24 protein-coding genes and 1 pseudogene are annotated in these 24,316 nt (G+C 73.4%); 16 read left to right on the top strand and 9 right to left on the bottom strand.

What is annotated here, in order from left to right:
* Positions 1-12: 12 nt before the first annotated feature.
* Positions 13-651 (bottom strand): hemerythrin domain-containing protein, encoded by a 639-nt coding sequence (locus tag AB0F88_RS31545; protein ID WP_362692282.1) that lies wholly within the window; start codon positions 649-651, stop codon positions 13-15.
* 101 nt (positions 652-752) lie between these two features.
* Between AB0F88_RS31545 and AB0F88_RS31540 the strand changes: the two genes are divergently transcribed.
* The 4 genes from AB0F88_RS31540 (at position 753) to AB0F88_RS31525 (ending at position 6,036) form a co-directional block, all read left to right on the top strand.
* Positions 753-3,977 (top strand): BTAD domain-containing putative transcriptional regulator, encoded by a 3,225-nt coding sequence (locus tag AB0F88_RS31540; protein WP_362692279.1) that lies wholly within the window; start codon positions 753-755, stop codon positions 3,975-3,977.
* A 150-nt stretch (positions 3,978-4,127) separates the two neighbouring features.
* On the top strand, positions 4,128-4,382 hold the full coding sequence (locus AB0F88_RS31535; protein WP_362692276.1) for a hypothetical protein: 255 nt from the start codon (positions 4,128-4,130) through the stop codon (positions 4,380-4,382).
* A gap of 523 nt (positions 4,383-4,905) precedes the next feature.
* Positions 4,906-5,085 (top strand): hypothetical protein, encoded by a 180-nt coding sequence (locus AB0F88_RS31530; RefSeq protein ID WP_362692273.1) that lies wholly within the window; start codon positions 4,906-4,908, stop codon positions 5,083-5,085.
* A 189-nt stretch (positions 5,086-5,274) separates the two neighbouring features.
* Positions 5,275-6,036, top strand: coding sequence for a GNAT family N-acetyltransferase (locus AB0F88_RS31525; protein ID WP_362692270.1), 762 nt, complete (start codon positions 5,275-5,277; stop codon positions 6,034-6,036).
* Positions 6,037-6,122: 86 nt separating this feature from the next.
* Here AB0F88_RS31525 and AB0F88_RS31520 read toward each other — a convergent pair whose 3' ends face one another.
* The 3 genes from AB0F88_RS31520 to AB0F88_RS31510 all read right to left on the bottom strand — a co-directional run bounded on the left by AB0F88_RS31520 (position 6,123) and on the right by AB0F88_RS31510 (position 7,273).
* Complete coding sequence (locus AB0F88_RS31520) at positions 6,123-6,494, bottom strand: RidA family protein (protein ID WP_362692267.1); 372 nt, start codon at positions 6,492-6,494, stop codon at positions 6,123-6,125.
* A gap of 67 nt (positions 6,495-6,561) precedes the next feature.
* Positions 6,562-6,783, bottom strand: coding sequence for a hypothetical protein (locus tag AB0F88_RS31515; RefSeq protein ID WP_362692264.1), 222 nt, complete (start codon positions 6,781-6,783; stop codon positions 6,562-6,564).
* Between the two features lie 34 nt (positions 6,784-6,817).
* Positions 6,818-7,273, bottom strand: a complete 456-nt coding sequence (locus AB0F88_RS31510; protein WP_362692261.1) for a hypothetical protein — start codon at positions 7,271-7,273, stop codon at positions 6,818-6,820.
* A gap of 234 nt (positions 7,274-7,507) precedes the next feature.
* On the opposite strand from AB0F88_RS31510, the gene AB0F88_RS31505 reads away from it, so the two are divergent.
* The gene (locus AB0F88_RS31505; protein WP_362692258.1) at positions 7,508-7,849 is read left to right on the top strand and encodes a hypothetical protein; all 342 of its coding nucleotides are present in this window, start codon (positions 7,508-7,510) and stop codon (positions 7,847-7,849) included.
* A gap of 95 nt (positions 7,850-7,944) precedes the next feature.
* On the opposite strand, the gene AB0F88_RS31500 is transcribed toward AB0F88_RS31505, so the two are convergent.
* Positions 7,945-9,975 (bottom strand): BTAD domain-containing putative transcriptional regulator, encoded by a 2,031-nt coding sequence (locus AB0F88_RS31500; protein ID WP_362692698.1) that lies wholly within the window; start codon positions 9,973-9,975, stop codon positions 7,945-7,947.
* Between the two features lie 90 nt (positions 9,976-10,065).
* On the opposite strand from AB0F88_RS31500, the gene AB0F88_RS31495 reads away from it, so the two are divergent.
* Complete coding sequence (locus AB0F88_RS31495) at positions 10,066-10,962, top strand: alpha/beta hydrolase (protein ID WP_362692255.1); 897 nt, start codon at positions 10,066-10,068, stop codon at positions 10,960-10,962.
* 213 nt (positions 10,963-11,175) lie between these two features.
* A complete protein-coding gene (locus tag AB0F88_RS31490) occupies positions 11,176-12,093 on the top strand; it encodes a MerR family transcriptional regulator (protein ID WP_362692252.1) in 918 nt (305 codons plus the stop codon).
* A 30-nt stretch (positions 12,094-12,123) separates the two neighbouring features.
* Here AB0F88_RS31490 and AB0F88_RS31485 read toward each other — a convergent pair whose 3' ends face one another.
* The gene (locus AB0F88_RS31485) at positions 12,124-12,534 is read right to left on the bottom strand and encodes a VOC family protein (RefSeq protein WP_362692249.1); all 411 of its coding nucleotides are present in this window, start codon (positions 12,532-12,534) and stop codon (positions 12,124-12,126) included.
* Between the two features lie 167 nt (positions 12,535-12,701).
* On the opposite strand from AB0F88_RS31485, the gene AB0F88_RS31480 reads away from it, so the two are divergent.
* The 5 genes from AB0F88_RS31480 to AB0F88_RS31460 all read left to right on the top strand — a co-directional run bounded on the left by AB0F88_RS31480 (position 12,702) and on the right by AB0F88_RS31460 (position 17,056).
* A complete protein-coding gene (locus tag AB0F88_RS31480; protein ID WP_362692246.1) occupies positions 12,702-13,691 on the top strand; it encodes an acyl-CoA dehydrogenase in 990 nt (329 codons plus the stop codon).
* Positions 13,688-14,500: a PIG-L family deacetylase gene (locus AB0F88_RS31475; RefSeq protein ID WP_362692243.1), complete on the top strand. Its 813-nt coding sequence runs from the start codon at positions 13,688-13,690 to the stop codon at positions 14,498-14,500. The genes AB0F88_RS31480 and AB0F88_RS31475 overlap by 4 nt, the downstream gene beginning before the upstream one ends.
* A gap of 49 nt (positions 14,501-14,549) precedes the next feature.
* The gene (locus AB0F88_RS31470) at positions 14,550-15,176 is read left to right on the top strand and encodes a methyltransferase (RefSeq protein ID WP_362692240.1); all 627 of its coding nucleotides are present in this window, start codon (positions 14,550-14,552) and stop codon (positions 15,174-15,176) included.
* On the top strand, positions 15,173-15,976 hold the full coding sequence (locus tag AB0F88_RS31465) for a glycosyltransferase (protein ID WP_362692237.1): 804 nt from the start codon (positions 15,173-15,175) through the stop codon (positions 15,974-15,976). Before AB0F88_RS31470 ends, AB0F88_RS31465 begins: the two co-directional genes overlap by 4 nt.
* A 261-nt stretch (positions 15,977-16,237) precedes the next feature.
* Positions 16,238-17,056, top strand: coding sequence for an SDR family oxidoreductase (locus tag AB0F88_RS31460; RefSeq protein WP_362692234.1), 819 nt, complete (start codon positions 16,238-16,240; stop codon positions 17,054-17,056).
* Here AB0F88_RS31460 and AB0F88_RS31455 read toward each other — a convergent pair.
* Together AB0F88_RS31455 and AB0F88_RS31450 are read right to left on the bottom strand one after the other, a co-directional pair.
* A complete protein-coding gene (locus AB0F88_RS31455) occupies positions 17,022-17,759 on the bottom strand; it encodes a sulfite exporter TauE/SafE family protein (protein ID WP_362692231.1) in 738 nt (245 codons plus the stop codon). The two genes, AB0F88_RS31460 and AB0F88_RS31455, sit on opposite strands and share 35 nt — an antisense overlap.
* A 139-nt stretch (positions 17,760-17,898) precedes the next feature.
* Positions 17,899-19,047 carry a TetR/AcrR family transcriptional regulator gene (locus AB0F88_RS31450; RefSeq protein WP_362692695.1) on the bottom strand — a complete coding sequence of 383 codons (1,149 nt, stop codon included), beginning with the start codon at positions 19,045-19,047 and terminating at the stop codon, positions 17,899-17,901.
* A gap of 103 nt (positions 19,048-19,150) precedes the next feature.
* Here AB0F88_RS31450 and AB0F88_RS31445 point away from each other — a divergent pair, with 103 nt between their 5' ends.
* Together AB0F88_RS31445 and AB0F88_RS31440 are read left to right on the top strand one after the other, a co-directional pair.
* Positions 19,151-20,386, top strand: a complete 1,236-nt coding sequence (locus AB0F88_RS31445; RefSeq protein ID WP_362692228.1) for a cytochrome P450 — start codon at positions 19,151-19,153, stop codon at positions 20,384-20,386.
* 18 nt (positions 20,387-20,404) lie between these two features.
* Positions 20,405-20,740 (top strand): annotated as a pseudogene (locus AB0F88_RS31440) (ATP-dependent Clp protease ATP-binding subunit ClpX); the annotation flags it as partial.
* Between the two features lie 75 nt (positions 20,741-20,815).
* Here AB0F88_RS31440 and AB0F88_RS31435 read toward each other — a convergent pair.
* Complete coding sequence (locus AB0F88_RS31435; protein WP_362692225.1) at positions 20,816-22,360, bottom strand: hypothetical protein; 1,545 nt, start codon at positions 22,358-22,360, stop codon at positions 20,816-20,818.
* Positions 22,361-22,511: 151 nt separating this feature from the next.
* On the opposite strand from AB0F88_RS31435, the gene AB0F88_RS31430 reads away from it, so the two are divergent.
* Entirely contained in the window at positions 22,512-23,174 is a 663-nt protein-coding gene (locus tag AB0F88_RS31430) for a response regulator transcription factor (RefSeq protein ID WP_362692221.1), read from the top strand.
* Positions 23,171-24,286: a HAMP domain-containing sensor histidine kinase gene (locus tag AB0F88_RS31425; RefSeq protein ID WP_362692218.1), complete on the top strand. Its 1,116-nt coding sequence runs from the start codon at positions 23,171-23,173 to the stop codon at positions 24,284-24,286. The genes AB0F88_RS31430 and AB0F88_RS31425 overlap by 4 nt, the downstream gene beginning before the upstream one ends.
* Positions 24,287-24,316: the final 30 nt, after the last annotated feature.

Below are 24,316 nucleotides of genomic sequence, written 5' to 3'. Positions count from 1 at the left end.
GACGGGCAGGGTTCAGCCGCGGACACGGCGGATGTGGCGGGCGTAGCGGGGGCGGCCGATGACATGCCAGATGACGCGGACCGGGGCGGGCAGGCCGCCGAGGACGATGGCGCGCTCGGCCGGGTTCGCGTCCTCCAGGACGGCGCCGAAGAGCGTGAACAGGGTGAGCTTGGGCGTGTTGTTCACCAGGTGGTCGCCCAGGGAGGCCCACTCCTGTTGGGTGATGTGCTTGGCCACGAGCGGGAGGAGGGTGGCCTCCTCGTCGTCGAGGTGTTCCAGTAGGACCGCGCGGTGCTCGCAGAGGGCGGCCGCCAGGGTGTCGCGTTCGTCGGCGCCCGCGGTGGCCTCCCAGGCGGGGAGCGCGGCGTCCAGCCTGCTCAGGGTGACCGCGACGCGTTCGTGCTGGGCCTGCATGCGCAGGACGATGTCGGCCTCCAGGTCCACCCGGGAAAGGAGCGGCGGCCACAGCAGCTCGTCCTCGCCCTCGTGATGGTTGTGCAGGCCCAGCCGGTAGACGCGGAAGTGGTCGGCGATCACCTTGGCGCGAGCGGTGTCACCCGGGGTGACGGCCGCCACGAGCTCCACCAGCAGCCGTGACTCACGGCGGAGCACGCGGTGGACGATCTCCATGTCCCGGGTGTTGACGCTCATCTGTTCCCGCCCTTCATCGGTTGCGACGTGTTCAGGCTGCTCCTGGGTGTTTGGAGGGGATTTGGAGCCGACTTGGAACGTCCACGTAAGATGTGCGGATCATGGTCTTCATCCGGGTGCTGGGCTCTTTCGGGGTCGAGGTCGGCGGCGAGCCCGTTCCCTTGGGCGGGCCGCGGCAGCGGGGTGTGCTGGCATTGCTGGTGGCGGCGCGTGGGCAGGTCGTGCCGGTCGACCGGATGATTGAGGATCTGTGGCGCGGAGAGCCGCCCGCGCGGGCGCTGATGTCCCTGCAGGCGTATGTGTCCAACCTGCGCCGGCTGCTGGAGCCCGGACGCCCGCCGCGCACGCCGGCCCGGCTGCTGGTGAGCGCGGCGCCGGGTTACGCGCTGCGGCTGCCGCCGGCGGCGTTGGACGCGTGGCGGTTCGAGGGCCTGCTGGGCCAGGCCCGTACGGTCACCGACCCGCGCGTCGCCCAGGCTCGGCTCGCCGAGGCGCTGGGGCTGTGGCAGGGACCGGCGTTCGCCGAGGTCGCCGACGAGCCGTGGGCCGCCGCCGAGACGGCCCGGCTGAACGAGCTACGCCTGGTCGCCACCGAGCTGCACGTCGCGGCGGGTCTGCGCATCGGCGACCCCGCCGCGGTCGTTCCCGAGGCCGAGCGGCTCACCCGTGACGAGCCGCTGCGCGAGGAGGGCTGGCGGCTGCACGCCTTGGCACTGTGGAGCAGCGGCCGCCAGGCCGACGCGCTGGCGACGCTCCGCCGCGCCCGCGGCATCTTCGCCGAGGAGCTCGGGCTCGACCCCGGCCCGGACCTGACGACGTTGGAGGAGGCGATCCTCACCCAGCGCACAGACGTCCTACGCGCGACCGTGCCCCCGCTGACCGACCCGCTGCCGCAGGTGGCCCCTCTCCCGGGGGCGGCTCCGATCATCCCGGCGCCGTTCGTCGGACGCGAGGCACAGCTTTCGGCACTGGTCACGGCCGCCACCGGGGCTGCCACAGACGGAGCCCGTATCGCCCTGGTCACCGGCGAGGCCGGGCTCGGCAAGTCGACGCTGCTGGAACACCTCGGCAGGCGGCTCGAACGTGACGGGTGGCTGGTCGCCGTCGGCCGATGCCCCGAGGTCGACAGCGCGCCGCCCGCGTGGGCCTGGACTGAAGTGCTGAGAGCCGTCGCCGCGTCCACGTCCCCGGGCGAGTTCGCGGACGACCTCGCGCCGCTGCTCACCGACACCGGGCCGGTGAACGCCGACGCCACCGCCGGACGGTTCCGGCTGCGCCAAGCCGTGTGGAAGTGGCTCGCGGCGGTCGCCACGCAACGCCCGGTCGCCGTCGTGCTGGACGACCTGCACTGGGCGGACGCCGCCACGCTGGAACTACTCGGCGGCGGCTTCGGCATGCGGGCCCCGATCCTGGTCGTCGCCGCGTACCGCGCGGACGAGAGCGGGCACCTCACCGAAACGCTGGCCTCCCTCGCGCGCGCCACGCCCCTGCGCCTAGCGCTGCCGGGGCTGAACGACGAGGCCGTCGCCGAGCTCGTACGGGCCGAATGCGAGGCCGACGAGGAGACCATCGCAAGGATCGCCGAGCGCACCGGCGGCAACCCGTTCTACGTGCGCGAAAGCGCCCGGCTGCTGAACGGCGAAGGCGCACTGATCGCCCTCTCCGAGGTCCCCGAAGGTGTACGGGACGTCCTGCGCCGACGGCTCGCGCGCCTGCCCGAAGCCGGCGTGTCCATCCTCCGGCTCGCCGCAGTCGCAGGCCGGGAAAGCCCAGTGGACGTCCTCGTCAAGGCCGCCGACACCGACGAGGACGGGGTGATGGACGCCTTGGACGCGGGCATCATCGCCGGGCTCCTCGACGAGCCCGGCCCAGGCCTCATCCGCTTCGTCCACGCCCTCGTCAGGGACACGCTCATCGCCGACGTCAGCAGATTGCGTGCCACCCGGATGCACGCCCGGATCGCCGACGCCCTGGAAGGCACCGACGACATCGCGGCGCTCGCCCATCACTACGCGCGCGCCGCCTCACCGAAGGCCGTCGGCTACTGCGTCCAGGCCGCCGAGCGTGCCGAAGCCCGTTACGCCCACGACGTGGCGGCCTGCCTCCTCACCGACGCCGTCACCAACTCGACCGGACCGGACGAACGCGTCGAATTGCTCGGCAGGCTGCTGCGCGCCCAGGTCCGGGCGGGAGCCGTCGCGGCCGCCCGCGAGACACGCCGTGAAGCCGTGGAGTACGCGGAGTCCCTAGGCCGCGACGACCTGATGATCGCCGCATTCACCGCGTGGACAGAACCGACCCCCTGGCAGGCCCGTACGTACGGCACCGTAGACCGGCCCATCGTCGACCGCCTGAGCCGCCTGCTGAAGCGCGAACTGACCCCTTCAGTGCGGTCTCGGCTCCTGACGGCGTACGCGCACGAACTGGTCGGCGAGGACGACCCGACCGTTCTGGAGGCAGCGCAGGAGGCACTCGACCTCGCCACCGAACCCCGGCTGCGGGCCGCGGCACTCCAGATCCTGGCCGGAGTCCACGGCGACGCCGAGCTCTGCCGGGAGCTCGTGGAGATCGGCACCGAGCACGACCTGCCGGTCTACCGCGTCACCGGACTGCTCAACCATGCCGGCGTCGCCGCCGCCGCCAACGACCCGGTGACCATGCACCAGGTGACCACCGAGGCCTTGGAACTCGCGCGCACCTACCGAATACCCGAGGCGATCGCCGTCACCGAGATCACGCTGGCGAGCCTGGCGCTCATCGAAGGCCGATTCGCCGACGCCGAACTCCTCTACATCAAGGCCGACGAGGGCATGCGGCGCGCCGGATCGGTGCACACAGGCTTTCTCCAACTCGCCCTGGCCACGATCTGGCTGAACGACGGCACGCTCGGTGCGCACCTGGACGACGTTCGCGCCCTCCACGCCGCGCTCGGCCCCATGGTCTCCGACCTGCTCGCGCTCGCCCTCCACGCCAACGGCCTGGACGCCGAAGCCCGCGAGGTCCGCGCGTCACCCAGTCCGATCCGCCCCGACTTCTACTTCACCTTCCTCACCACGTTGCGCGCGATAGCCATCGTCGCCTTGAACGACCGCGACGCCGCCGAGGAGATCTACGCGACGCTGCTTCCGCACCGCAACGGCCCCCCGGCGGGCGCCGCGAGCCTGTCGTTGGCGCTGCGCCCGGTCGCCCACACCATCGGCGAGCTGGCCGTCCTCCTCGGCCGCACCGACGAGGCCGCCGCCCACTTCACCCAGGCCGCCACCATCGCCGACCACTGGAACGCACCCCACTGGGCCGCCGAGGCCCGGTTGCGAACGACCACCTAGCCTCTGCCCACGGCGCCGCACATCTGTGACACAGAACTTGGATTATCTGTCGCACTGACCCTGACGTGGCCGCGGACGCCCAGCTCGCCGCTCCCGGCTGTCGGAGCGAATTGGCAATGTTATGTGTCACATCGACGAAAGAGGCCGTCCGTGTCCGTCGTGGCCTTCCCTAGTCAGCCCGACTCGGCCACCACCCCAGGCACGGCCGGCCCGACGACCGCGGCCGCCGTCGAGCGCTTCCTCGACTCCTTGACTGCGGCTACCACCCGCGCCGGCTACACCGAGACCCTCACCCGTCTGACCGCCGTCACCGGCCCCAACCATCTGGCCGCCGCCCTGACCCCCGAGCACTACGCCGCCGTCCCCGCTGACCTCCACCCCACGCGCTGGCACGGGTGCGAATAAGACAGCCTCCCGCACCAGCAGCACCTCATCATCTTCAGGGTCGGGCTCGACGCGATAGCCGGCCTTGAGCAGGGCGCCTGAGTGTCGGGCGAGCTCCTGCGCGGGCACCTCGTCGTCGTCGGCGCAGGCGACCTGGAACGGCCTTCCGTCGCCGCCTCCCTCGACGACGAGGGAGGCGTGGCGCTCACTGAACTCCCGCTGTCCCGCCTTGCGCAACACCGCCCGGATGACCTCAGCGGGTCCCACGCCGTCCATAGCGGGCGGCCGCCCGCGCCGTACCCGAACCCCGGCTTGTCGTCGTAAACGCACTGAGCCTTCAATCCCAGCGTCCTGCATCAGTGCAGGTCAGGCAAATCCGTTGGAAATTTCCCCAGGACTACAACGAGGCCGAGCCTCAGGACGGCCTCGGTCGTCCGCGGGTCGGCGGCGGGGGCGAAGGGGCGGACGGGACGGGCCCTGGGCCCGATGACCAGGCCGGTCCGCCCGTCGAGTGAGGCGTCGGCCGCGGCGAGGATCGACGGGCGTGCCGCCACCGACGCGGAGGGCGCAGACCCTCGAGGAGAACGCCGAGGTAGAGCTCCGCGTGCCCGGCGTCATCGCCGCCGGAGCGGACCGCGTGCTCGACGCCGCAGAGCAGGCGGCGGACATCGTCCTCCCGCAGGGGGACGAGGCCAGGCTCTGGCTGTACGGCTCTCCTCGTTGACTCGTTGCCCCGGCCGGAGCGGAGCGGCAGGTCCCTGGCTCGCCGGTCATGGTCCGTCGGGTCACGTCGAGCATGTCGGGGGTCCAGCCAAGGTGAGGCCAAAAGCCACAACGAGGCGACCGGGATGTTCTGAGCCCATGGAGGCCGTCACCCGTTCGGCGCAAGTCCACGACTGCCTAAGCTCCCCCCATGCCAAACTCAGAACTACAGCGGATCAATTCCTTCCTGTCGGCCTTCGCCCGCCGCCAGGCCGCGCGCAGCGTCGACCTTCCGGGCGGGTTCGCCGTATATGACGACGCCTTCGCACATTCCCGCGCGAACAACCAGGTCATCATCGACACGACCGTTGCCTCCGAGGCGCTGCCCGCCATCGCGGAGGAGGCACTAGGGCATCTGCCTCACCGACTGATCTCCGTCCTTGACGACGAAGTCGGAATGGCGTGCGCACAGCCACTGATCCGGGATGGATACACCCACTCCACCTATCTGGTCATGCTGCATGCGGGCCCGGCGCCGGCCAGCGGGGCCGCGGAGAAGCTGGACCTCGACGCGATACGTATCCCACTCACCCGGCGATGGCGGGGCCTCCTTCCAGACGTCGACGACGAGGTCATCCGCCATCTCGTCGACCGGCGCGAGGCTCGCCGCCGCGGGGCCGACATCGTTCACTTCCTTGGTGCCCGCACCGAGGAGGGCGAGATCGTCTCCTGGGCTGACCTTTATCTGGATCCGGCAACCGGCATAGCTCAGATCGAGGACTTGATCACTTCGGAGGCCCACCTCGGGCGCGGTTACGCCGATGCCGTCCTGACCACCGCCTTGCGCCTGGCCGCCGACAAAAACTGCGGTACCCGCTTCCTGACCGCGGATGCGGCGGACTGGCCACGACACTGGTACGAGCGCCGCGGCTTCTCCGTCGTCGACCACTTTCACTGCTTCGAGCGGGGCTGATTACCAGACATCGGGTGCCGGTGAACAAACACCCGTCACTGTCGCAGCCACCGTCTTATGGCTTCGCTCATGACCGACTACGGCATCTACCGCGCAGCGACAGCCTCGACTTCCAACAGCCACGCTTCGTCGTAGATGCCTGTGATGATGACCGTCAGAGCCGGAGCGTGGTCGCCGAGTACCTCGTGCCGGATGGCGGAGTTCTCCTCCCGATATGCCCTGTCAGACAGGAACGTGGTCACCTTGACCAGGTCGGACAGGCCCATCCCGTGATGAGCCAGCGCAGCCGCCAGGTTGGCCCAGACCTGCCGGCACTGCGCGGCAAATCCGTCTGGGAGGCTGCCGTCCGGCGCCACCGGAATCTGTCCGGAGACATGGACCAGACGTGCAGGAGCGGTGATCTCGTACGAGTGACGGTAGCCGCCACCACCAGGGACTATCGGGCCAGGAGTAATCATGCGCAGATCGTGACAGCACAGCAAATCCGCAGCAACCGAGATAATCCGCCCTGACGACCGCGATGCATTAGCCCGTCCTCTTGATCGCCCGGACAGAACCTAGGCCCTTGCTGGTCTCGATCGCCACCCTCAACTCCGCAGGATCGCCGTAGTCGGCCAGGCGCCGCAGCGTTGAGGTGATCCCGGCCTCGGTATGCGGGAGCGTCCAACGGGCGGCCTTCGCGCTCTGCGCGTCGAGCACCGTCACCGAGTGCGTCTGGCCGCCCCAGTCCCAACCCACCGTGTGCACTGTGCGTCCTTCCGGTTGGAGTCAGCACCTCTGATCACGGAGAGGGCGCCTGCCGGAAGCTCATTACTGCGGCCCTCGTGGGGCGATTCCCTGATGCCGGTCCAACGCCCTCGTCCCGACGGTGTCGGCGAACTGTCGCAAGCCGTCCAGCGGCTGACCGATCGCGGGCCGTACACCACCGGGCCGAGAGGTGACGGTTCCAATAGAACCGCACGAACCATGTTCCCCTAATGAGGCCGCGCGCCACGTGGCTGCGCGGGCCGATCCCGTGGCTGGCATCGGCGGCGAGCGTGGTCGCCACGGTTCTGGTGGTCACCGCGGTGACAACGCCGGACGAGCGGCGGCCGACCTCCTCGCCGGCCTCCTCGCCGACGGCCTCGACCGGCGCGCAGCCGTCGGCCCGCCAGATGCTGCTGTCCGCCGCCACCGCCGCTGCCACGAAGGCGCCCGTGTCGGGCGCGTACTGGCGTACCAGCACGGTTTCCGGCATGGACGCGATCTCCCCGGACCGCGGCTACGTCATCAGACGGCTTTTCTCCAAGGACCAATGGCTGGCGCACCGCCCCGAGGCGCAGAGCTGGTGGATCACGCAATACCTCGGCGCGAAGCCACTCACTCCGCAGGACCAGACCGCCTGGCGAAAGGCGGGCTCACCGCCCGGGACAAGGCCGGCGACTCCCCTCAGGACCCCGAATCGCTGGAGGCGTCCCTGCGGATCTCCTGCATGCAGATCGTTTTCACCCTGCCCGTCTCACCCGCCGTCCGCGCCTCCGCCTACCGCATCCTGGCCACCATGCCCACGTTGAGGTCCCTGGGCAGGATGAAGGATCCGCTGGGCCGCACGAGCGAGGCGTTCGGCTATCAAGCGGTTCCCGGAGCGATGCGGAAGAACGCCCTGGAGCACGCGTGGGTGATCGACCCCGCGACGGGCCTGCCGCTCGCGAGCCTGACGACGACCGCGGTCGAGCTCGCCGGCGGCCGTACCGCGAAGACCACCAGCTTCACGGCCTACCAGCGGACGGGCTGGACCGACGCCAAGCCGCCGCTGCCCGCCAAGCGCGATTGACTCCTTCCCTCGCAGGCGGGCGGCGGGCTCGCCGGCGCCGGGCGGCGGATGCGCGGTGCGCGCCCGGCCCTGCCTCCGTCGCCGGCAGGGCCGGGTCACCGCGCCCGGCGGGAGCGGGCCGTGGTGTCGTGGCGGGCGAGGGCGCCGGCGAGGTCGCCGAGGTGCCGGGAGACCGGCCCCAGGGTGAGCAGGCCGCTGCCCGCCCCGGCCAGCTCCGCCGCCGCCGGGGCGAGCTCCTCGCGCGCGCGTTCCATCGTCTCCCGGTCGCCGACGGCGATCGCGGCCCGCGCGACGAGGCACCACAGGGCCTCGGACATCAGGTCGCGGGGCGGGTCGGGGATCTCGCGCAGCGCCTCGGCGGCCTCGGCGGGCCGGTCCCGGGACAGCAGCACCAGGGGACGGGCCCATGGCTCGTAGGGGCCCCAGTCGGTGCTCTCGTCCGCGGGGACGGGGGACGCGTGCCGCAGGCGCAGGCACAGCAGCGCGAGCGGCAGCAGGCCGCCCTCCAGGCCGGGCATGCCGGCGCCGTCCAGCCGCGCGGCGGCGTCCCGGTAGGCCGCCTCGATCTCGGCCGCGGGCGCCCGCTCGGCCGCGGCGAGCCGCAGTGCCCGGTACCACTGGGTGAACACGCCCACCAGCGGCCGCTCGTGGCGCTCGGCCAGCCGGTCCGCGGCCGCCGCGTGCCGGTCGGCCTCGGTGAAGTCGGCGAGCGCGCCACGGGCCTGGACGCGGATGAGATGCCCGAGGATCTGGAAGGCCACCAGGTCGTGCCGGGCGGACAGGGCGACCAGTTCGGCGCCGATCTCGTCCCTGCGCGGAGCCAGGCCCGCGCGGTGGAAGGTCTGCATGAACACGCCGTTGAGGGCGAACGCCAGCAGCGCGGGATCGTCCAGGCGGCGGGCGATCTCCTCGGCCTCGCGGGCGGCCTGGGGCCCGCGCGCCGAGCGGGTGCCGCGCGACTCCACGGCGACCGTGGCCAGCAGGCCGGCACGCACCGCCTCGTGCGCGCCGGGCGGGATGCCGGCCAGGGCGCGTTCGGCCGCCGCCACGACACGCGCCGCCTGTTCGGGGTCGTCCGAACGGGTCCAGATCGCCGGGACGTCGTAGGCGCCGATCACCCGGGCGGTCAGTTCCACGTCGTCCAGTTCCTCGGCGGCGGCGATGGCCGCCAGGCGGTGCCGGCGAGCCGCCTCCAGCCCGGCGCCCCCGGTCAGCGCGAGGCTGCGCAGCAGGCCCATCGTCGACTCCAGCCGGGCCCGGGGGCCGGAGGTCACGGTGCGGTCGTAGACGGCGGCGGTCTGCGCCCACACCCGGGCCGCCGCCCCGCCCGGCCCGGACGCGAGGTCGAGGTGGCCGGCGTGGTGGAGGATGTCGGTCTCCAGGCGGCGCAGGGGCGGGCCCGGATCCACCCCCAGCTGCTGGACCAGCGTCGTCCGTGCCCGGCGCAGCACGGCGAGCGCGTCGCCCTGGCGGCCGGTTCGGTACAGCGCGAGCGCCAGCAGCCGCCAGGCGTCCTCGCGCCAGGGGTGCTCGGTCACGTGCGCGTCCAGGTCCGGCACCGCCTCGGCGGCCAGGCCGAGGGCCAGCCGGAGCTCGGCCTGGCGCTCGACGGCCTGCAACCGCACCTCCGCCAGGCGGGCGCGTTCCGTGCGGGCCCAGGTCCGGTCGGCGAACTCGGCGTAGGCGGGCCCGCGCCACCACCCCAGCGCCTCGGCCAGCAGGGCGAGCCCGTCCTGGGGCGGCAGCGTCGCGGCGGCCGACACCGCGCGTTCGAAGCGCCAGGCGTCCACCTCGCCCGGCTCGGCGCGCAGCGCGTACCCCGGGCCCTCGGTGACCAGCAGCCGGGCCGGGGTCCGGGGCGGGCGCCCGGGTTCCAGCGCGCGGCGCAGCGCGGCCACGAAGGTGCGCACCGCGCCCACCGCGCCGGGAGGCGGATCGTCCCACAGGTCCTCGACCAGGCCGGTGATCGGGACGACGCGGCGGCGGGCGATGATCAGCCGGGCCAGCACCTCGCGGTGCCGGGGCCCCTTGAGGGCGATCACGCCTCCGGCAGCGTCCCAGGCCGTCACCGGCCCCAGCACCCCGAACACGACCCGCACCCCTCGGCCCGTCCCTTCCCGGGGCATCCCCCCTGGCCACGGTAGCGCGCTGATCGGATGCTCATTCACGCCCGGCAGGCTGAAGGCGTCCAACCACCTATTGAAAAGAGCGCGGCCATGGCGCCTGTCATCACCGGATTCGACTACCGGCGCGTCCCCGTCGCCGACGGCGTGTCCCTGAACGCGGCCGTCGGGGGGACGGGCACTCCGATCGTGCTGCTGCACGGTTTCCCCCAGACCCACCTGATGTGGCGGCACGTCGCCGCCGACCTGGCGGCCGACCACACCGTGATCTGCCCCGACCTGCGCGGCTACGGCGCCAGCGACAAACCGGCCGAGACCGACGGCACCGCGTACGCCAAGCGCACCATGGCCGCCGACATCGTCGCCCTGGCCCGCGCGCTGGGGCATGAGCGCTTCGCGCTGGCCGGGCACGACCGGGGCGCCCTGGTCGCCGTCCGCGCCGGTCTCGACCATCCCGGGACGATCACCCACCTGGCCAGTCTCGACGTGCTGCCCACGCTGGACATGTGGGAGGTGATGCACGGCGTCACCGCCGCCGTCGGCTTCCACCTGTACCTGATGGCCCAGCCTCCGGGCCTGCCCGAGCAGATGATCGCCGCCAGTTCCGACGCCTTCTTCGGGTATTTCCTGGACATCTGGGCCAAGGACCCGAGGGCGATCCCCGCCGAGGTCCGCGCCGCCTACCTGGACGCCTGCCGCGCGGCGGTGCCCTCGATCGTGGCCGACTACCGCGCCTCCGCCGGTGTCGACGTCGACCACGACCGGGCCGACCGGGAGGCGGGCAACCGGCTGCGGATGCCGGTCACCGTGCTCCAGCAGGACTGGGGGTCCGCCCTCGGCTTCGACGCGGCGGCGCTGTGGAGCGCCTGGGCACCCGATCTGCGGCACGTCCCCGTCACCTTCGGCCACTTCATGGCGGAAGAGGCCCCCGCCGACGTCGCCAAGGCCCTTCGGGACCTGCTCTCCCGCCGGACGGCCGGAGCGCGGTGACGCGTCGCCCGGCGCGGCGGGGGCCGCCGGGAGCGGTGCGGGCGGGGGAGTGAGGCGGCCTGCCCCGGGTCGCCTCACGCACCCGCCCCGCGAAGCTCACGCGCCCGCCCCGCGAAGGCGGGTGCCCCCTGGGGGACCGGCGCGCGGCCCTCCGCCGCCTCCGTCACGCCCGCGGCTTGACTCTCAGGTGACTTGAGGGTGCAGATTCGTCTCGTGAGTGACAGCGCGGAGTTCTACACGATCGGCCGGCTCTCTCGTCGTACCGGCCTGCCGGTGCACACGATCCGCTTCTGGTCCGACAGCGGCGTGGTGCCGCCCACCGGCCGTTCCGACGGCGGGTTCCGCCTGTACGACGCGGCGGCCGTCGCCCGGTTCGACCTGGTCAGGACGTTGCGCGAGCTCGGCATCGGCCTGGAGGACATCCGGGAGATCCTGGATCGCCAAGTCACGGTGGCCGAGGTGGCACGGACACACGCCCTGGCACTGGACGCGGAGATCCGGACCCTGAGACTTCGCCGCGCCGTGCTCCGCACGATCGCCAGACGCGACAGTACGACGGAGGAGACATTGATGATGCACAAACTGGCCCAGCTGTCCGCCGCGGAGCGGCAGCGGGTCGTCGACGACTTCGTCGGCGAGGTCTTCGCGGGAGTCGACCTCGGCGCAGACGACGAGGCCGCGATCGTCGCCGGGTGGATGCGGGAGCTGCCCGAGGACCTGCCCGACGATCCGGCGCCGGGTCAGGTCGACGCCTGGGTGGAGCTGGCCGAGCTCGTCGCCGATCAGGACTTCCGGCGGCGGCTGCGGCGGATCGTGCTCAGCGGCTCCTCGGACCCGTGGATCGACGCCGGGCTCGACCTGCGACGGCTGGTGCTGGAGAGGGCGGGCCGGGCGCTGGCCGGCGGTGTCACGCCGGAGTCCGCCGAGGGCGGGCGCGTCCTGGGCCGCATCATCGGGCCCCGGCTGTCGCCGGCCGAGCGCGCCGAACTGCGCGATCGGCTCAGGATGCTCGCCGACGCCCAGGTGGAGCGCTACTGGGAGCTGCTGGGCGTCCTCAACGGCCGGGAGCCGTCCCCCTCGGTCATCCCCGCCTTCGACTGGGTGATCACCGCCCTGGGGGCCCACCGCTGAACCCTCCGGCCGAGGGGGACCGGCTGGAGGTCAGGCCTTCCCGATCGAGTGGAGAACATCCAGGTAGTGGCGGTTGTACATGATGCCGAGGAGGTTCCCGAAGGGGTCGATCACCGAGGCGCCGACGAAGCCGTCGCCGAACTCCCGGGGCGGCTCGTGTTCCTTGGCCCCCATCGACAGCAGCCGGTCGAGGGCGGCGGGCACGTCGTCGACGTGCCAGTACGTGACGACACCGCCCGGGCCGGTCTTCGCGTCGTCGGCGAGTTCCCGCGCGTAATCGCTGTCGAGCAGGCCCAGCTCGTGCTGGTAGTCGCCGAACCGGAACTCGACATACCCGGGTTTGTTGAAGTAGGGCTCGACACCGAGCAGTTCGGTGTACCACTCCTTGGCCGCGGTCAGGTCGGCGGCGTGAAATCTGACGGTGGTAAGTCCTCGTAACATCGGCTCTCCTCTCATCGCCGCGAATACTTGCCGAAGGAGGTAAACGAAAACATCGAATGGTGCACGGATTTCGTTTTATACAAACGTGGGCGAAGATCTTATTAGGAAGGGAATTAACCCTTTTGTCGGGAATGATATGAATGCTTCCGGCGGGGTAGGCCCCGTCCATGGACGGGGAACGGCAGGATGCCCTGGACGGCACCGCCTGGCGCGGTGAGGTCGAAAGAGGGTTCGTCGCCGAGGTGGAGTCGGGGCGGCTGGACCTTCCGCTGCCCGGCGCGGGACAGACCAGGCGGCGATGGGAGGCGTTGAGCTCGCTGGCCCGGCGGGATCTGTCGCTGGCGCGGCTGTGCGAGGGGCACGCCGACGCCGTCGCGATCCTCGCCGAGCTCGCCGGTCCCGCTCCGGCGGCCGGCAGCCGGTGGGGCGTGTGGGCGGCGCGACCTCCCGGCCCGTCCCTCTCGGCCCGCCCCGAGGCGGGAGGGTGGCTGCTGAGCGGGACCAAGCAGTACTGCTCGGGAGCGCGGGTGTGCACCCACGCCCTGGTGACCGCGGAGGCGCCGGACGGCCCCCGGCTGTTCGCCGTGCCGGTCGAAGGGCTGCGGCCGGTGGCCGGCAGCTGGCCGGCGACGGGGATGGCGGCCAGTGACACCCTGGACGTCCGCTTCGACGAGGTTCCCGGCGAGCCGGTGGGACCGGTGGACGGATACGTGAACAGGCCCGGTTTCCACCAGGGCGGTGCGGGCGTCGCCGCGTGCTGGTACGGAGGGGCCAGAGGCGTGGCCGAGACACTGCTGGCCGCCGCGGCCGAGCGCGACGTCGGCCCGCACGCCCTGGCCCACCTGGGCGCGATCGACGTGGCGCTGCGGACCGCCAGGGCCGCCCTGGAGGAGGCGGCCGACGAGATCGACGCCGACCCCCACGACCTCAAGAACGCGGGAAGGGTACGGTCCCTGCGTCTCAAAGCGCTGGTGGAGGCCGTGGCCACCGACGTCATGGGCCGGGTGGGCAGGGCGCTGGGCGCCGGGCCGCTCGGCCACGACGCCGCGCACGGACGCCGGGTCGCCGACCTGACGGTCTACCTGCGCCAGCATCACGCCGAACGCGACCTCGCCGCGCTGGGGGCCATCGTCGCCGAGCAGGGAGCCGGCTGGTGAGCGCCGAACGTACAGAACGCGCCGGCAGCACCGACAGCGCCGGCAGCGCCGACAGCATCGGCTGGGACGGCTGGGACGGCTGGGACGATTCCGCCCCCAACCCCATCGACGCCCCGGGGACCTCCGAGGCCGAGTGGCGCGCCTGGCCGGGGCTCGGCACCCTCCCGGCGCTCGCCTACGGCGGCTGGCGCAGCGCGGTGGTGGTCGCCGCCCACCCCGACGACGAGGTGCTGGGGCTCGGCGGGCTGCTGTCGCTGCTGGCGGCCTCGGGCGTACGGCTGCGCCTGGTCGCCGTCACCGACGGCGAGGCCTCCCATCCGGGGATCACCGACGTGCCGGCGCTGGTGGCGCGGCGGGTGGGGGAGACCGAGTCCGCGCTGGCGGCCCTGGGGGCCGGCGGCGTCGAGATCGTGCGGCTGGGCATGCCCGACACCGGGCTGGCCGAGCGCGAGGGCGAGCTCGCCCGGGAGCTGGGGCAGGCGGCCTCCGGGTTCGAGGTGTGCCTGGCGCCGTGGGAGGCGGACGTGCACTCCGATCACGAGGCCGCCGGCCGGGCCGCGGCCTCGGCGGGGCTGCGGCCCTACTTCTACCCGATCTGGGCCTGGCACTGGGCCAGGCCGGGCGACGCGCGGCTGCCCTGGGACCGGGCGCTGCGGATCCCGCTGCCACCGGCGGCCCTGGCCCGCAAGCGGGCGGCCATCGGCTGTTTCGCCAGCCAGCTGGAGCCTCGCGGCGCCGGCCTGGAGGCGGTGCTGCCTCCCGGCGTCGTCGCCCACTTCACCCGCGACCACGAGGTGCTCTTCCGTTGACCTCCTTCCCACGCCCGAGGGCGGGGATCTCCACGCCGAAGGGATTCAGATGACGACTCATCCGGCGACTCTCGGAGCGGAGTACTTCGAGGACATGTACGCGGCCTCCTCCGACCCGTGGGGATTCACCTCCCGCTGGTACGAGGAACGCAAGTACGCCGTCAGCGCCGCGCTGCTGCCCGCGCGCCGCTATCGCGAGGCCTTCGAGGCCGGCTGCTCCATCGGGGTGTTCACCGCCCTGCTCGCCCCGCGCTGCGACCGGCTGCTGGCCTGCGACCTGTCCTCCGTCGCGGTCGCGGCGGCCGCGGAACGCACCGCCGGGTACCCGGGGACGCGGGTGCGGCGGCTCGTCCTGCCCGGCGAGTGGCCCGAGCAGGAGGGAGGGTTCGACCTCATCGTGCTGTCGGAGGTCCTCTACTACTTCGGCGACGCGGACCTGGAACGGATGCTCGACCTGGCGGTCGCCTCTCTGAGCCCCGGGGGCACCCTGCTCGCGGTGCACTGGAGGCACCTCGTCGCGGAGTACCCGCTCGGCGGCGAGGAGGTGCATCGCGCCCTGGCCGGGCGTGGCGAGCTGACCCGCCTCGTCGATCACCGCGAACCGGACTTCCTCGCCGAGGTCTACCTGCGCGGTCGCTCGGCTCCCTCCGTGGCCGAGACGGAAGGACTTGTGTGATCCAGACCGTCGGAGTCGTGGTGCCCGCCCGCGACGAGGAGGAGCTGCTGCCCGCCTGCCTGGCCTCGGTGAACCTGGCCGGGCGTCTGGTCCCCGGTGTGCTGGTCCACCTGATCGTCGTCGCCGACACGTGCGGTGACCGTACGGCGTCCCTCGCCGCGCAGGCCGGGGCGACCGTCGTCGAGGGCACCATGACCAACGTCGGACAGGCGCGGCTGGCGGGCACGCGGGCGCTCCTGCGGCGGACCCGGGGCCTGGATCCCGCCACCGTCTGGGTCGCCACCACCGACGCCGACACCCTGGTCCCGCCCTGCTGGCTCGGCCGCCAGCTCAGGCACGCCGCCCAGGGATGGGAGGCCGTCGTCGGCACCGTGACGGTCACCGACTGGTCCGGCTACCCGCCGCGGTGCCAGACCGTCTACGCCGAGGAGTACGCCCCCGGAACGGGGACGGGCAGCACCGGGGCGACCGGGGCGAGGGCGAACGGCGGGAACGCGACCGGCGCGGGGAGGAACGGCGGCGCGCGATGGCATCCGCACGTGCACGGCGCCAACCTCGGCGTCACCGCCGCCGCCTACCTGGCGGCCGGCGGGTTCCGCGCGCTGCCGACCGGCGAGGACGGCGCCCTGGTCCGGGCCCTGGAATCGGCCGGCAGGCGGGTCCTGCGTACCACCGGCGTGAGCGTGGTGACCTCGGCGCGCCGCGACTCCCGGGCACCGGACGGCTTCGGCCACTTCCTCGCCCGGCTCGAACGCGACACCGCCCTCGCCGCGCCCCGGACGCCCGGCCGGCCGTCCTGAGCCGCCGGCCGCCGGCGCCGCCCATCCCGCCGGCGGCGATCACGCGGATCGCCCCCGGCGTGTGGAGGCCCCGGCACGGGGAAGGCGCGCTCTCGCGCGGGGCCGCCCCGCGGGCGCCGCGGCCGGTCACGGTGACCGGAGCCGGGCGCGCCCTCGGGGACCGGCGCGAGCCGGATGACAGCGGGCGCCCCCGGGTCACTCGCCGGTCGCCGTGACCGGCGCGAGCGCGGATCCGTGGCGGTCCGCGGAGAGGTGGAGAACGTGAACCGTTCGTACGTGGTGACGGGTGGCGGCCGGGGCATCGGCAGGGCGGTGGCCGAGCGGCTCCTCGGCGACGGCGGCTCCGTCGTCGCCGTCGAGCTCGATCCGGCGGCCCTGGCCTGGACGGACCGCCACCCCGCGGGGTCGCGCCTGGCCGCCGTGGTGGGGAACGCCGCCGACGAGTCCGTCGCCGGGCGCGCCGCCGACGTCGCCCAGGGGCTCGCCCCGCTCGCCGGATGGGTCAACAACGCCGCCGTCTTCAGGGACGCCTCGATCCACTCCGCCACCGCGCGGGAGGGGCTCGACCTGATCGCGCTGAATCTCGACGGGGCCGTCGTGGGGTGCGCCACCGCCGTGCGCCGCTTCCTCGCCGCCGCGACGCCGGGGGCGATCGTCAACGTCTCCTCCCACCAGGCCCGGCAGGCGGTGGTGGGCTGCCTGCCGTACGTGACGGCCAAGGCGGCCGTCGAGGGGATGACCCGCGCGCTCGCGGTCGAGTACGGGCCGCGGGGGATCCGTGTCAACGCCGTGGTGCCGGGCTCGGTCGGCACCGAGCGCTACGCGGAGTTCCTCGGCTCGCGCGAGCCGGCCGAGGCCGCCCGGGTGGAGCGGGAGATGGCCCTGCTGCATCCGATCGGCAGGGTGGCGCGTCCCGAGGAGGTCGCGGCCGCGATCGTCCACCTGCTCTCCGACGACGCGGCCTTCATCACCGGCGCGACCGTGCCCGTCGACGGCGGCCGGACGGTCCTGGCCCGCGATCCCGAGGGGTGGCAGGGGCGGGACGTCAAAGCAGCAGGCGCACCGCGGCGAGCAGCGTGAGTCCCAGCGTGATCCGTTCGAAGAGCGTGCGGTCGATGCGGCCGATGACGGCGCGCCCGATCGCGGCCCCGGCGAGGACCGCGGGGGCGCCCAACGCGGCGAAGACGAGGGAGGAGGGGGTGATGAGGCCCAGCGCGACGCTGAACGGCACCTTGAAGGCGTTGATCGTCAGGAAGAACCAGGCGCTGGTACCCAGGAAGCCCAGCATCGGCAGGCCCGCCGCCAGGAGATAGATGGCCATGATGGGGCCGGCCGCGTTGGCCGTCATGGTGGCGAAGCCGGCGAAGACGCCCGCGAGGGCGGCCACCGGGCGGCGGTGGGCGAGCGAGTCCTCCGGCGCCCGGCGCCGGTTCCACAGGTGAACGGCGATGATCACCAGCAGGATCGCCCCGATGAGCCGTCTCATCTGCGCGTCGTCGACCCAGCGCACCACCACGGCCCCGGCGACCACGCCCAGGGCGACCCACGGGAACAGCCTGATCAGCCTCGGCCAGTCGGCGTGGCGCCGGTAGGAGGCCACGGCGACCAGGTCGCCGACGAGCAGGAGCGGCAGCAGCGTGCCGGTGGACTCCTTCGTCGGCAGCACGAGCGCGAACAGGGCGATCGCCACCGTCCCGGTACCGGAGACGCCGGTCTTGGAGAAGCCCACCAGGAACAGGGCGGCCAGCAGGATGACCCACTGGACGACATCAAGGGAGGGCATCAGCCTCGCCGGACGGAGGAAGCGGGAGAAAAGGTCACAGATGACCGTACATGATGCGTCAGCCGGCGAATCCCCTGGCCGGGGGCCCGAGGATCTCCGGCGGCCCGGCGCCGGCTTCAGCACACCGGGTCAGGCGGCCTCATCGTCCCGGGGCCGGTGTCGGGGGCCGCGCCGGCGCGGACCGCCCGCCTTCTTCGCCCGCCACGGCCCCGCCCGGCGTCGAGGCGGCCGTGTGGCACGCGCCGCGGCCGTCGGCGCGCACGACGATCCGGCCCGCCTCGACGCGGACGGCGGCCTCGGTCGCGTCGCTGACGGCCGGGACTCCGGCCGCCGCGGCCAGGGCGCCCGAGTCGTCCAGCACCACCTGCAGGCGCGGCCACGCCGAGGGCGGGAACGCCTGGCGCAGGCAGCCGCGGAAGTCGGCGACGGCCAGCCGGGCCAGCGGTGCCAGCTCGTCGGGGTCGCCGGTGACCAGGACGGCGGTGATCGCGGCACCCGCCGGTGCGGCCCGTACCGCCTCCTCGGCGGCCTCGAGCCGGTGCAGCCCGAGGATCGCCACCACGCCGTCGCCGCCGTCGCCGGTGAGCCGCGCGGGCTCGCCGCGTACCGCGTCCACCGCCGGTGGCGGGGACCACGCCTCGTCGGCGGGCCGGGCCCGCGGGATCCACGGCGTGGACGGCCACCTGTCGTCGAGGTCGAGGCCGGCGAGCCGCTCGCAGGCGCCGACGATGGTGAAGGGATCGGTGAAGCCGGGGGCGGCGGCGGCCAGCTGGCTCGCGCCGTGCAGGGTCGTGAGCGTGGCCTCGGCCACGCGCATCAGGCGGCCGTCGGGGGTGGCGGGCAGGCGCAGGCGCTCCAGGGCGAGCCCGAGCAGGATCGCGTTCAGCTTCGTCAGCTGCGCGAACGGCCGCCGGGTCCGCTCGTCGGCGAGGATCTCCGGCATCAGGTCCACGCCGATCCTGGCCAGGCCGTGCCGCTCGTCGGTGGTCAGGGGGAGCCGGGCCAGCCAGGCGCGGGCGAGCGCGCCGAGCGCCTCGCGGGGGGTGAGGCTCGGCTCCGGGTTCGGCGGCTCGGGGGCGCGCTCGGCGAGGTCGGCCAGGACCGTGAAGTACAGGGCCCGCTTGCCGGGAAAGTTGGAGTAGACCGCGCCGCGGGTGAGCTCGGCGCGCTCGGCGATGGCGTCGATCTTCGCGTCGCGGAAGCCGCGCTCGGCGAACTCCTCCGCGGCCGCGGCCAGCACCCTGGCGCGGTTGCGCTCCTGCAGCTGCGCCCTGCTGAGCCGGGTCATCGCCCTCCTCGTCGTCGCGTTGCCGTCGATCCCGATCCAAGATACCGTGACCACTCAGATGACGAGATCATCTGTTTACATCATCTGAAATTCTGGAGGATTCATGACCGCTGCCGGCCAGGACATGAGCGACGTCCCCGAGGTCCCGGAGGTTCCCGAGATCCACCTCACCGACGCCGAGGTGCTGCGCGACCCCTTCGCCGCGTACGGGCGCGCCAGGGAGATCTCGCCGCTGGCGCGGCTGGTGGCCCCGGGCTTCGGCCCGATGCTGGCCCTCACCCGGCACGAGGACGTCAGGGCGATGCTGAGCGATCCGCGCTTCGAGATCAACGCCGCCAGCTTCATGCGGCCCGACGTGCCCGAGGACTGCCTGCCCTACATGCGGACCATGAGCGAGATGGACGGGCCAGAGCACCTGCGGCTGCGCCGGCTGGTGTCGCCGGCGTTCAGCGCGCGCCGCGCCGCCGAGTTCCGGCCGCGGATCGAGCCCATCGTCGACGCCCTGCTCGACGGCCTGCCCGGCATGGCCGAGCAGGCCGAGCACGGCGTGGTGGACCTGCTGGGGCACTTCGCCCGGCCGCTGCCGATGGACGTCATCTGCGAGCTGGTCGGCATTCCCGCCGCCGACCGCCCGCGCTGGCGCGAGTACGGCGCCACCGTCGTGGGAGGCGGCGGCCAGAGGTTCGCCGAGGCCATCCCGGGCATCATGGAGGGCGCCAGGGCGGCGGTCGCGCGCCGGCGCGCCGAACCCGGCGACGACCTGCTGTCGGACCTCATCCGCGCCCAGGCCGACGACGGCGACCGGCTCAGCGACACCGAGCTGGTCACCATGGTCTGGCACCTGGTCCTGGCGGGGCAGACGCCCACGAACCTCATCGCCAACGCCGTGGAGGTCCTGCTCACCCACCCCGGCCACCTGGCCGCGCTGCGCGAGGACGCCGGGCTCATGCCACGCGCCGTCGAGGAGCTGACACGCTGGTGCGGTCCCACGCTGCTGTCGATTCCCCGCTACGCGCGCGAGGACGTCGAGCTGCACGGCACGCTGGTGCGCGAGGGCGAGCCCGTCACCGCCGCGATCGCCGCCGCCAACCGCGACCCGCGCGCGTTCGCCGACCCCGACCTGCTCGACCTGGGCCGGGCCACCGCGACGGCCGGACACCTCGGATTCGCCCACGGGCCGCATTTCTGCCTGGGAGCCTCGCTGGCCCGCGTGCAGACCGAGGTCGCGCTCACGGCGCTGCTGAGCCGCTTTCCCGGCCTGGCCCTCGCCCCGGAGAACGCGGGACGCGCGCCCGACCCGGGCACCTGGCGCCTGGCGTCGCTGCTCGTGACTCTCTGACCCCCTCTTCCAGCCCGGGACCGTGCGGCGCTGGTGCGGATCCTCACCGAACCGCGCAACGCCCTGATCAAGCAGTACCGCAGGCTCTTCGAGATGGACGGCGTCGAGCTGGAGTTCACCGAGGAGGCCGTCGGCGCGATCGCCGACCAGGCGCTGCTGCGGCGCACCGGCGCCCGCGCGACCCGCGCGATCCTCGAGGAGATCCTGCTCAACGTGATGTACGAGGTACCGGGCCGCGAGGACGTGGCCCGCGTCGTGATCGACCGCGACACCGTGCTCGGCAACGTCAACCCGACGCCGGTGCCGCGCCGCCACCCCGATCGCGGACCCGAGCGCCGCGACAGGTCCGCCTGAGAGCCCCGGACCCGGCGGCCTCCGCCCCTGGGCAGCGGCCGATCGGCCGGCGCCACCCTGGAAACCGCCGGTTCCCTACCTTCGGGGGAGCGGAACCTGACGCGGCGCCCTCCCGCGGTGGACGGCCATCGCCGCCCCGAGGGCGAGGGCGGCATATCCGCAGGTCACCGCCAAGCCCACCCATGGCGGGAGCGGGTAGTAGCCGCCGAGCAGTGACCGGTCCACGTCCACATGCGCGAACGCGGGGACGCTCTGCGTGATCGCGAACCCGGCGGCAGGGGTGATCATCAGCAGCCATGGCGCCAGGCCCGCGGTCGCCGGCAGGTAGGGCACGACGATCAGCCCGACGGCCAGCCCGACGGCGACGACGCCCCGCCTGACCAGCGCGGCGAGGCCCAGGGCCAGCACGGCGGCGACCCCGGTCAGCGCCGCGTAGCCGACGATCACCCGCAGCCCGGTACCCGGGGTGATCGGCTGGATCGGGTTCTGGTTGGCCCGCAACAGCGCCAGGCCGGCGGGGACCACGACCCCCGAGGCAGTCAGCCCCGTCACGAACGCGACCGCGCCGACCACGACGGCCTTGGCCGCCAGCAGGCGCGCGGGAGGCGGCCCGGCGGGCGGGCCGGTCCCGATCGGCCTGTGCCGGCGTTCCGCCGTGACGAACGAGACCGCCACCACGAGCACCGGGATCAGCCCCACGGCCCCGCCGACCAGCATGAGGTCGGCGCGCAGGCCGCCCTCCACCGTGGCGGGCCCGATGTCGCCGCTCCCGGTCACGAGGAGCTTGCCGCCGGACTCGACGACCCCGCCCGGGTGGTGCGGGGTCCTGCCGTCGGGCCCCAGGGAGACGCCGACGTCGTCACGCCGCCACGAACCGTTCGCGCCCCGCAGCCTGATCTGGTCGAAGGTGGCGGTGGCCTGGGCGAAGGCTTTCGCCATCTCCCACAACACGCCCGGCGAGGTGGCGAACATCCCGATCTCGACCGTCTCCGGCAGCCCGGGCAGCGTGACCGTGCCGACCTCGGTCCACGTCCTGCCGTCGCCCGACTCGTAGCCGGTGAGGGTGTCGCCCGACCTGGTCAGCCGCAGCCACCGGGGCCCCCGCACGGGACCGCCGGCCACGTCGTGGATGAAGTTGTGCTGCATCCGCACGCCGTGGCCACCGGTGATCATGACGGCGGCGTACGGCGTGCCCTGCGCGAGGCTCTGCCTGACGAGGAGCCCGGCCTTCGCCCACGGCACCACCCCCTCCTTGACGTTGCGCACCCCGGGTACGGCGTCCGGCAGCCGCATCTGCCCGGTCATGTCCGAGACGCGGGCGGTGATGTCGCCGTTCCCCTTGAGCGGCTGGTGCACGAAGTAGTACCTGTCCTTCACCGCCGTGCCGTCGGGTCCCACCAGGGGCGCGGGACAGGGGCCCTCGCCCTGCGAGGTCACGCAGGTGCTGCGGGCGCCTCCGGCGATCAGCAGCCCGAGCGACACGGTGACCAGCACGGAGGCCGCCAGGGTGAGCACCCGGCCCCGCGAGGAGCGGAACGTGGCCCACTGCGCGCGCAGCAACCAAGGAAAGCCGTCCCGGCCGGCCCTCCGGCCGGGTCGGTGAGGCGTGAATGAACTCATGCCGACGGTTGTACGCGGCCCCCGGTCCCGGCCGGGTCGCGGCGGCCGCGACCTGGCCGGAACCGGGGATCTGTCATCGTTGGCCCATGGCATCTCGACCCGTCGGCCGCTCCGGCCGCCCTGTCCGCACGGCTCCCGGCGGTGAGCGGCGGTGAGGGTCCTCGTCGTCGAGGACTTCGAGGTCCTCGCCCGCTCCATCGGAACCGGGCTGCGCCGCGAGGGCATGGCCGTCGACGTCGTCCTGGACGGGACCTCCGCCCTCGACCGCCTGGCCGCCACCCGCTACGACGTGGTGCTCCTCGATCGCGACCTGCCCGGTGTCCACGGGGACGAGATCTGCCGGCGACTCGCCCAAGGCCGTTGCGAGACCCGCGTGCTGATGCTCACCGCCTCCGGCACGATCGAGGACCGCGTCGACGGGCTCGGCCTCGGCGCCGACGACTACCTGCCCAAGCCGTTCGCGTTCGCCGAACTGGTCGCCCGCGTCCGTGCCCTGGCCCGCCGCGCCATCCCGCCGCTACCGCCCACCCTGACATGCGGGGACATCACCCTCGATCCGGCCCGCCGTGCCGCGTTCCGGGCCGGCCGGCGCCTCGAGCTGAGTCCCAGGGAGTTCGCCCTGCTCGAATGCCTGCTCGCCGTGCCCGGCGTGGTCATCTCCGCCGAGGAACTGCTCGAACGTGTCTGGGACGAGGCCGCCGACCCCTTCAGCAGTGCCGTCAAGCACACCGTGCACCGGTTGCGGGCCAAGCTCGGTGACCCGCCGGTGATCGAGACCATCCGCGAGGGCGGCTACCGCATCGGATCGTCGTGACCTCCCGCAAGCTCGCCAGAAGGTCCTTGCAGACGCGGCTCGCGCTCGCCTACGCGGCGGGCATCTACGCCGCCGGGGTCCTGGTGGTCGTGTTCGTCGCCGTCCCGCTCGCCGGCATCGACGCGGCCACCCCCAAAGGCCGTCCCTCATCGGGCGCGATCACCGACACCGGGCCCGGAATCGGCCCGCCCCAGCTCCTGGCGGGATCCGCCGTCGCCCTGGTCCTGCTGGTTCCCCTCGCCCTGGCTCTGGGCTGGTTCGTCGCCGGCCGATTCCTGCGCCCGCTGCGCGCCGTCGTCGCCACCGCCCAGGTCATCTCCGCCGGAAACCTCCACCGGCGCCTCGATCTCGGCGAGCCCACGGACGAGCTGACCGAGCTCGGCCACACCCTCGACGACCTGTTCGCCCGCCTGCACGCCTCCTTCGACGCCCAACGCCACTTCGTCGCCAACGCCTCCCACGAGCTGCGCACCCCTCTCGCCGGCCTGCGCACCCTCCTTGAGGTCGCCCTCGCCGATCCCGACGCCGACGCCGACGCCCTGCGCTCGGCCTGCCAGGAGGCCCTCGCCCTGGGCGCACACCAGGAGCGGCTCGTCCAGGCACTGCTCGCTCTGGCCACCAGCGAGCGCGGCGTCACCCGCCGGGACACCCTCGACCTCGCCCACATCGTCGCAGGAGTGCTCGACTCCCGCCGCGACCAGGCGGCGGAGACGGGCGTCGACCTGGCCGGAGACCTGAGGCCCGCGGTGACGACCGGGGACCCGAGACTGATCGAGAGCCTCGTCGCCAACCTCGTCGACAACGCCATCCGCCACAACCACGCGGACGGGCACGTGAAGGTCACCACCCGGACCTCCGGCGGGCAGGTGACCCTCACGGTCACCAACAGCGGGCCCGTCATCCCCGGCGACCAGATCCAGCGCCTCCTCCACCCCTTCCAGAGACTGGCGCCCGAACGCCACGGCCGCCGCGACGGCTACGGCCTCGGACTCGCCATCGTCAACGCCGTCACCCAGGCCCACCACGCCACCCTCACCACCGGCGCGCGCCCCGAGGGCGGCCTGACCGTCACCGTGCGGTTCGCGCACGGATCCCGTCCGGACCGCCCCTGACGGCAGGTCCGGCCCGCGTGCGCGCCGAGA

The sequence above is a fragment of the Streptosporangium sp. NPDC023963 genome (assembly GCF_040639135.1).
Lineage (GTDB): Bacteria > Actinomycetota > Actinomycetes > Streptosporangiales > Streptosporangiaceae > Streptosporangium.
Note: the sequence above shows the minus strand (reverse complement) of the source record. Positions and strands in the feature narration are given on the sequence as shown.

Excerpts from the sequence above, each read along its gene's own strand:
- AB0F88_RS31435 (WP_362692225.1), bottom strand. The coding sequence starts at position 22,360 with ATGAGTTCATTCACGCCTCACCGACCCGGCCGGAGGGCCGGCCGGGAC.
- AB0F88_RS31520 (WP_362692267.1), bottom strand. The coding sequence starts at position 6,494 with ATGATTACTCCTGGCCCGATAGTCCCTGGTGGTGGCGGCTACCGTCAC.
- AB0F88_RS31455 (WP_362692231.1), bottom strand. The coding sequence starts at position 17,759 with ATGCCCTCCCTTGATGTCGTCCAGTGGGTCATCCTGCTGGCCGCCCTG.
- AB0F88_RS31480 (WP_362692246.1), top strand. The coding sequence starts at position 12,702 with ATGGACGGGGAACGGCAGGATGCCCTGGACGGCACCGCCTGGCGCGGT.
- AB0F88_RS31470 (WP_362692240.1), top strand. The coding sequence starts at position 14,550 with ATGACGACTCATCCGGCGACTCTCGGAGCGGAGTACTTCGAGGACATG.
- AB0F88_RS31485 (WP_362692249.1), bottom strand. The coding sequence starts at position 12,534 with ATGTTACGAGGACTTACCACCGTCAGATTTCACGCCGCCGACCTGACC.
- AB0F88_RS31525 (WP_362692270.1), top strand. The coding sequence starts at position 5,275 with ATGCCAAACTCAGAACTACAGCGGATCAATTCCTTCCTGTCGGCCTTC.
- AB0F88_RS31500 (WP_362692698.1), bottom strand. The coding sequence starts at position 9,975 with ATGCCCCGGGAAGGGACGGGCCGAGGGGTGCGGGTCGTGTTCGGGGTG.
- AB0F88_RS31505 (WP_362692258.1), top strand. The coding sequence starts at position 7,508 with ATGCAGATCGTTTTCACCCTGCCCGTCTCACCCGCCGTCCGCGCCTCC.
- AB0F88_RS31450 (WP_362692695.1), bottom strand. The coding sequence starts at position 19,047 with ATGACCCGGCTCAGCAGGGCGCAGCTGCAGGAGCGCAACCGCGCCAGG.
- AB0F88_RS31495 (WP_362692255.1), top strand. The coding sequence starts at position 10,066 with ATGGCGCCTGTCATCACCGGATTCGACTACCGGCGCGTCCCCGTCGCC.
- AB0F88_RS31545 (WP_362692282.1), bottom strand. The coding sequence starts at position 651 with ATGAGCGTCAACACCCGGGACATGGAGATCGTCCACCGCGTGCTCCGC.
- AB0F88_RS31540 (WP_362692279.1), top strand. The coding sequence starts at position 753 with ATGGTCTTCATCCGGGTGCTGGGCTCTTTCGGGGTCGAGGTCGGCGGC.
- AB0F88_RS31445 (WP_362692228.1), top strand. The coding sequence starts at position 19,151 with ATGACCGCTGCCGGCCAGGACATGAGCGACGTCCCCGAGGTCCCGGAG.
- AB0F88_RS31510 (WP_362692261.1), bottom strand. The coding sequence starts at position 7,273 with ATGCCGGAAACCGTGCTGGTACGCCAGTACGCGCCCGACACGGGCGCC.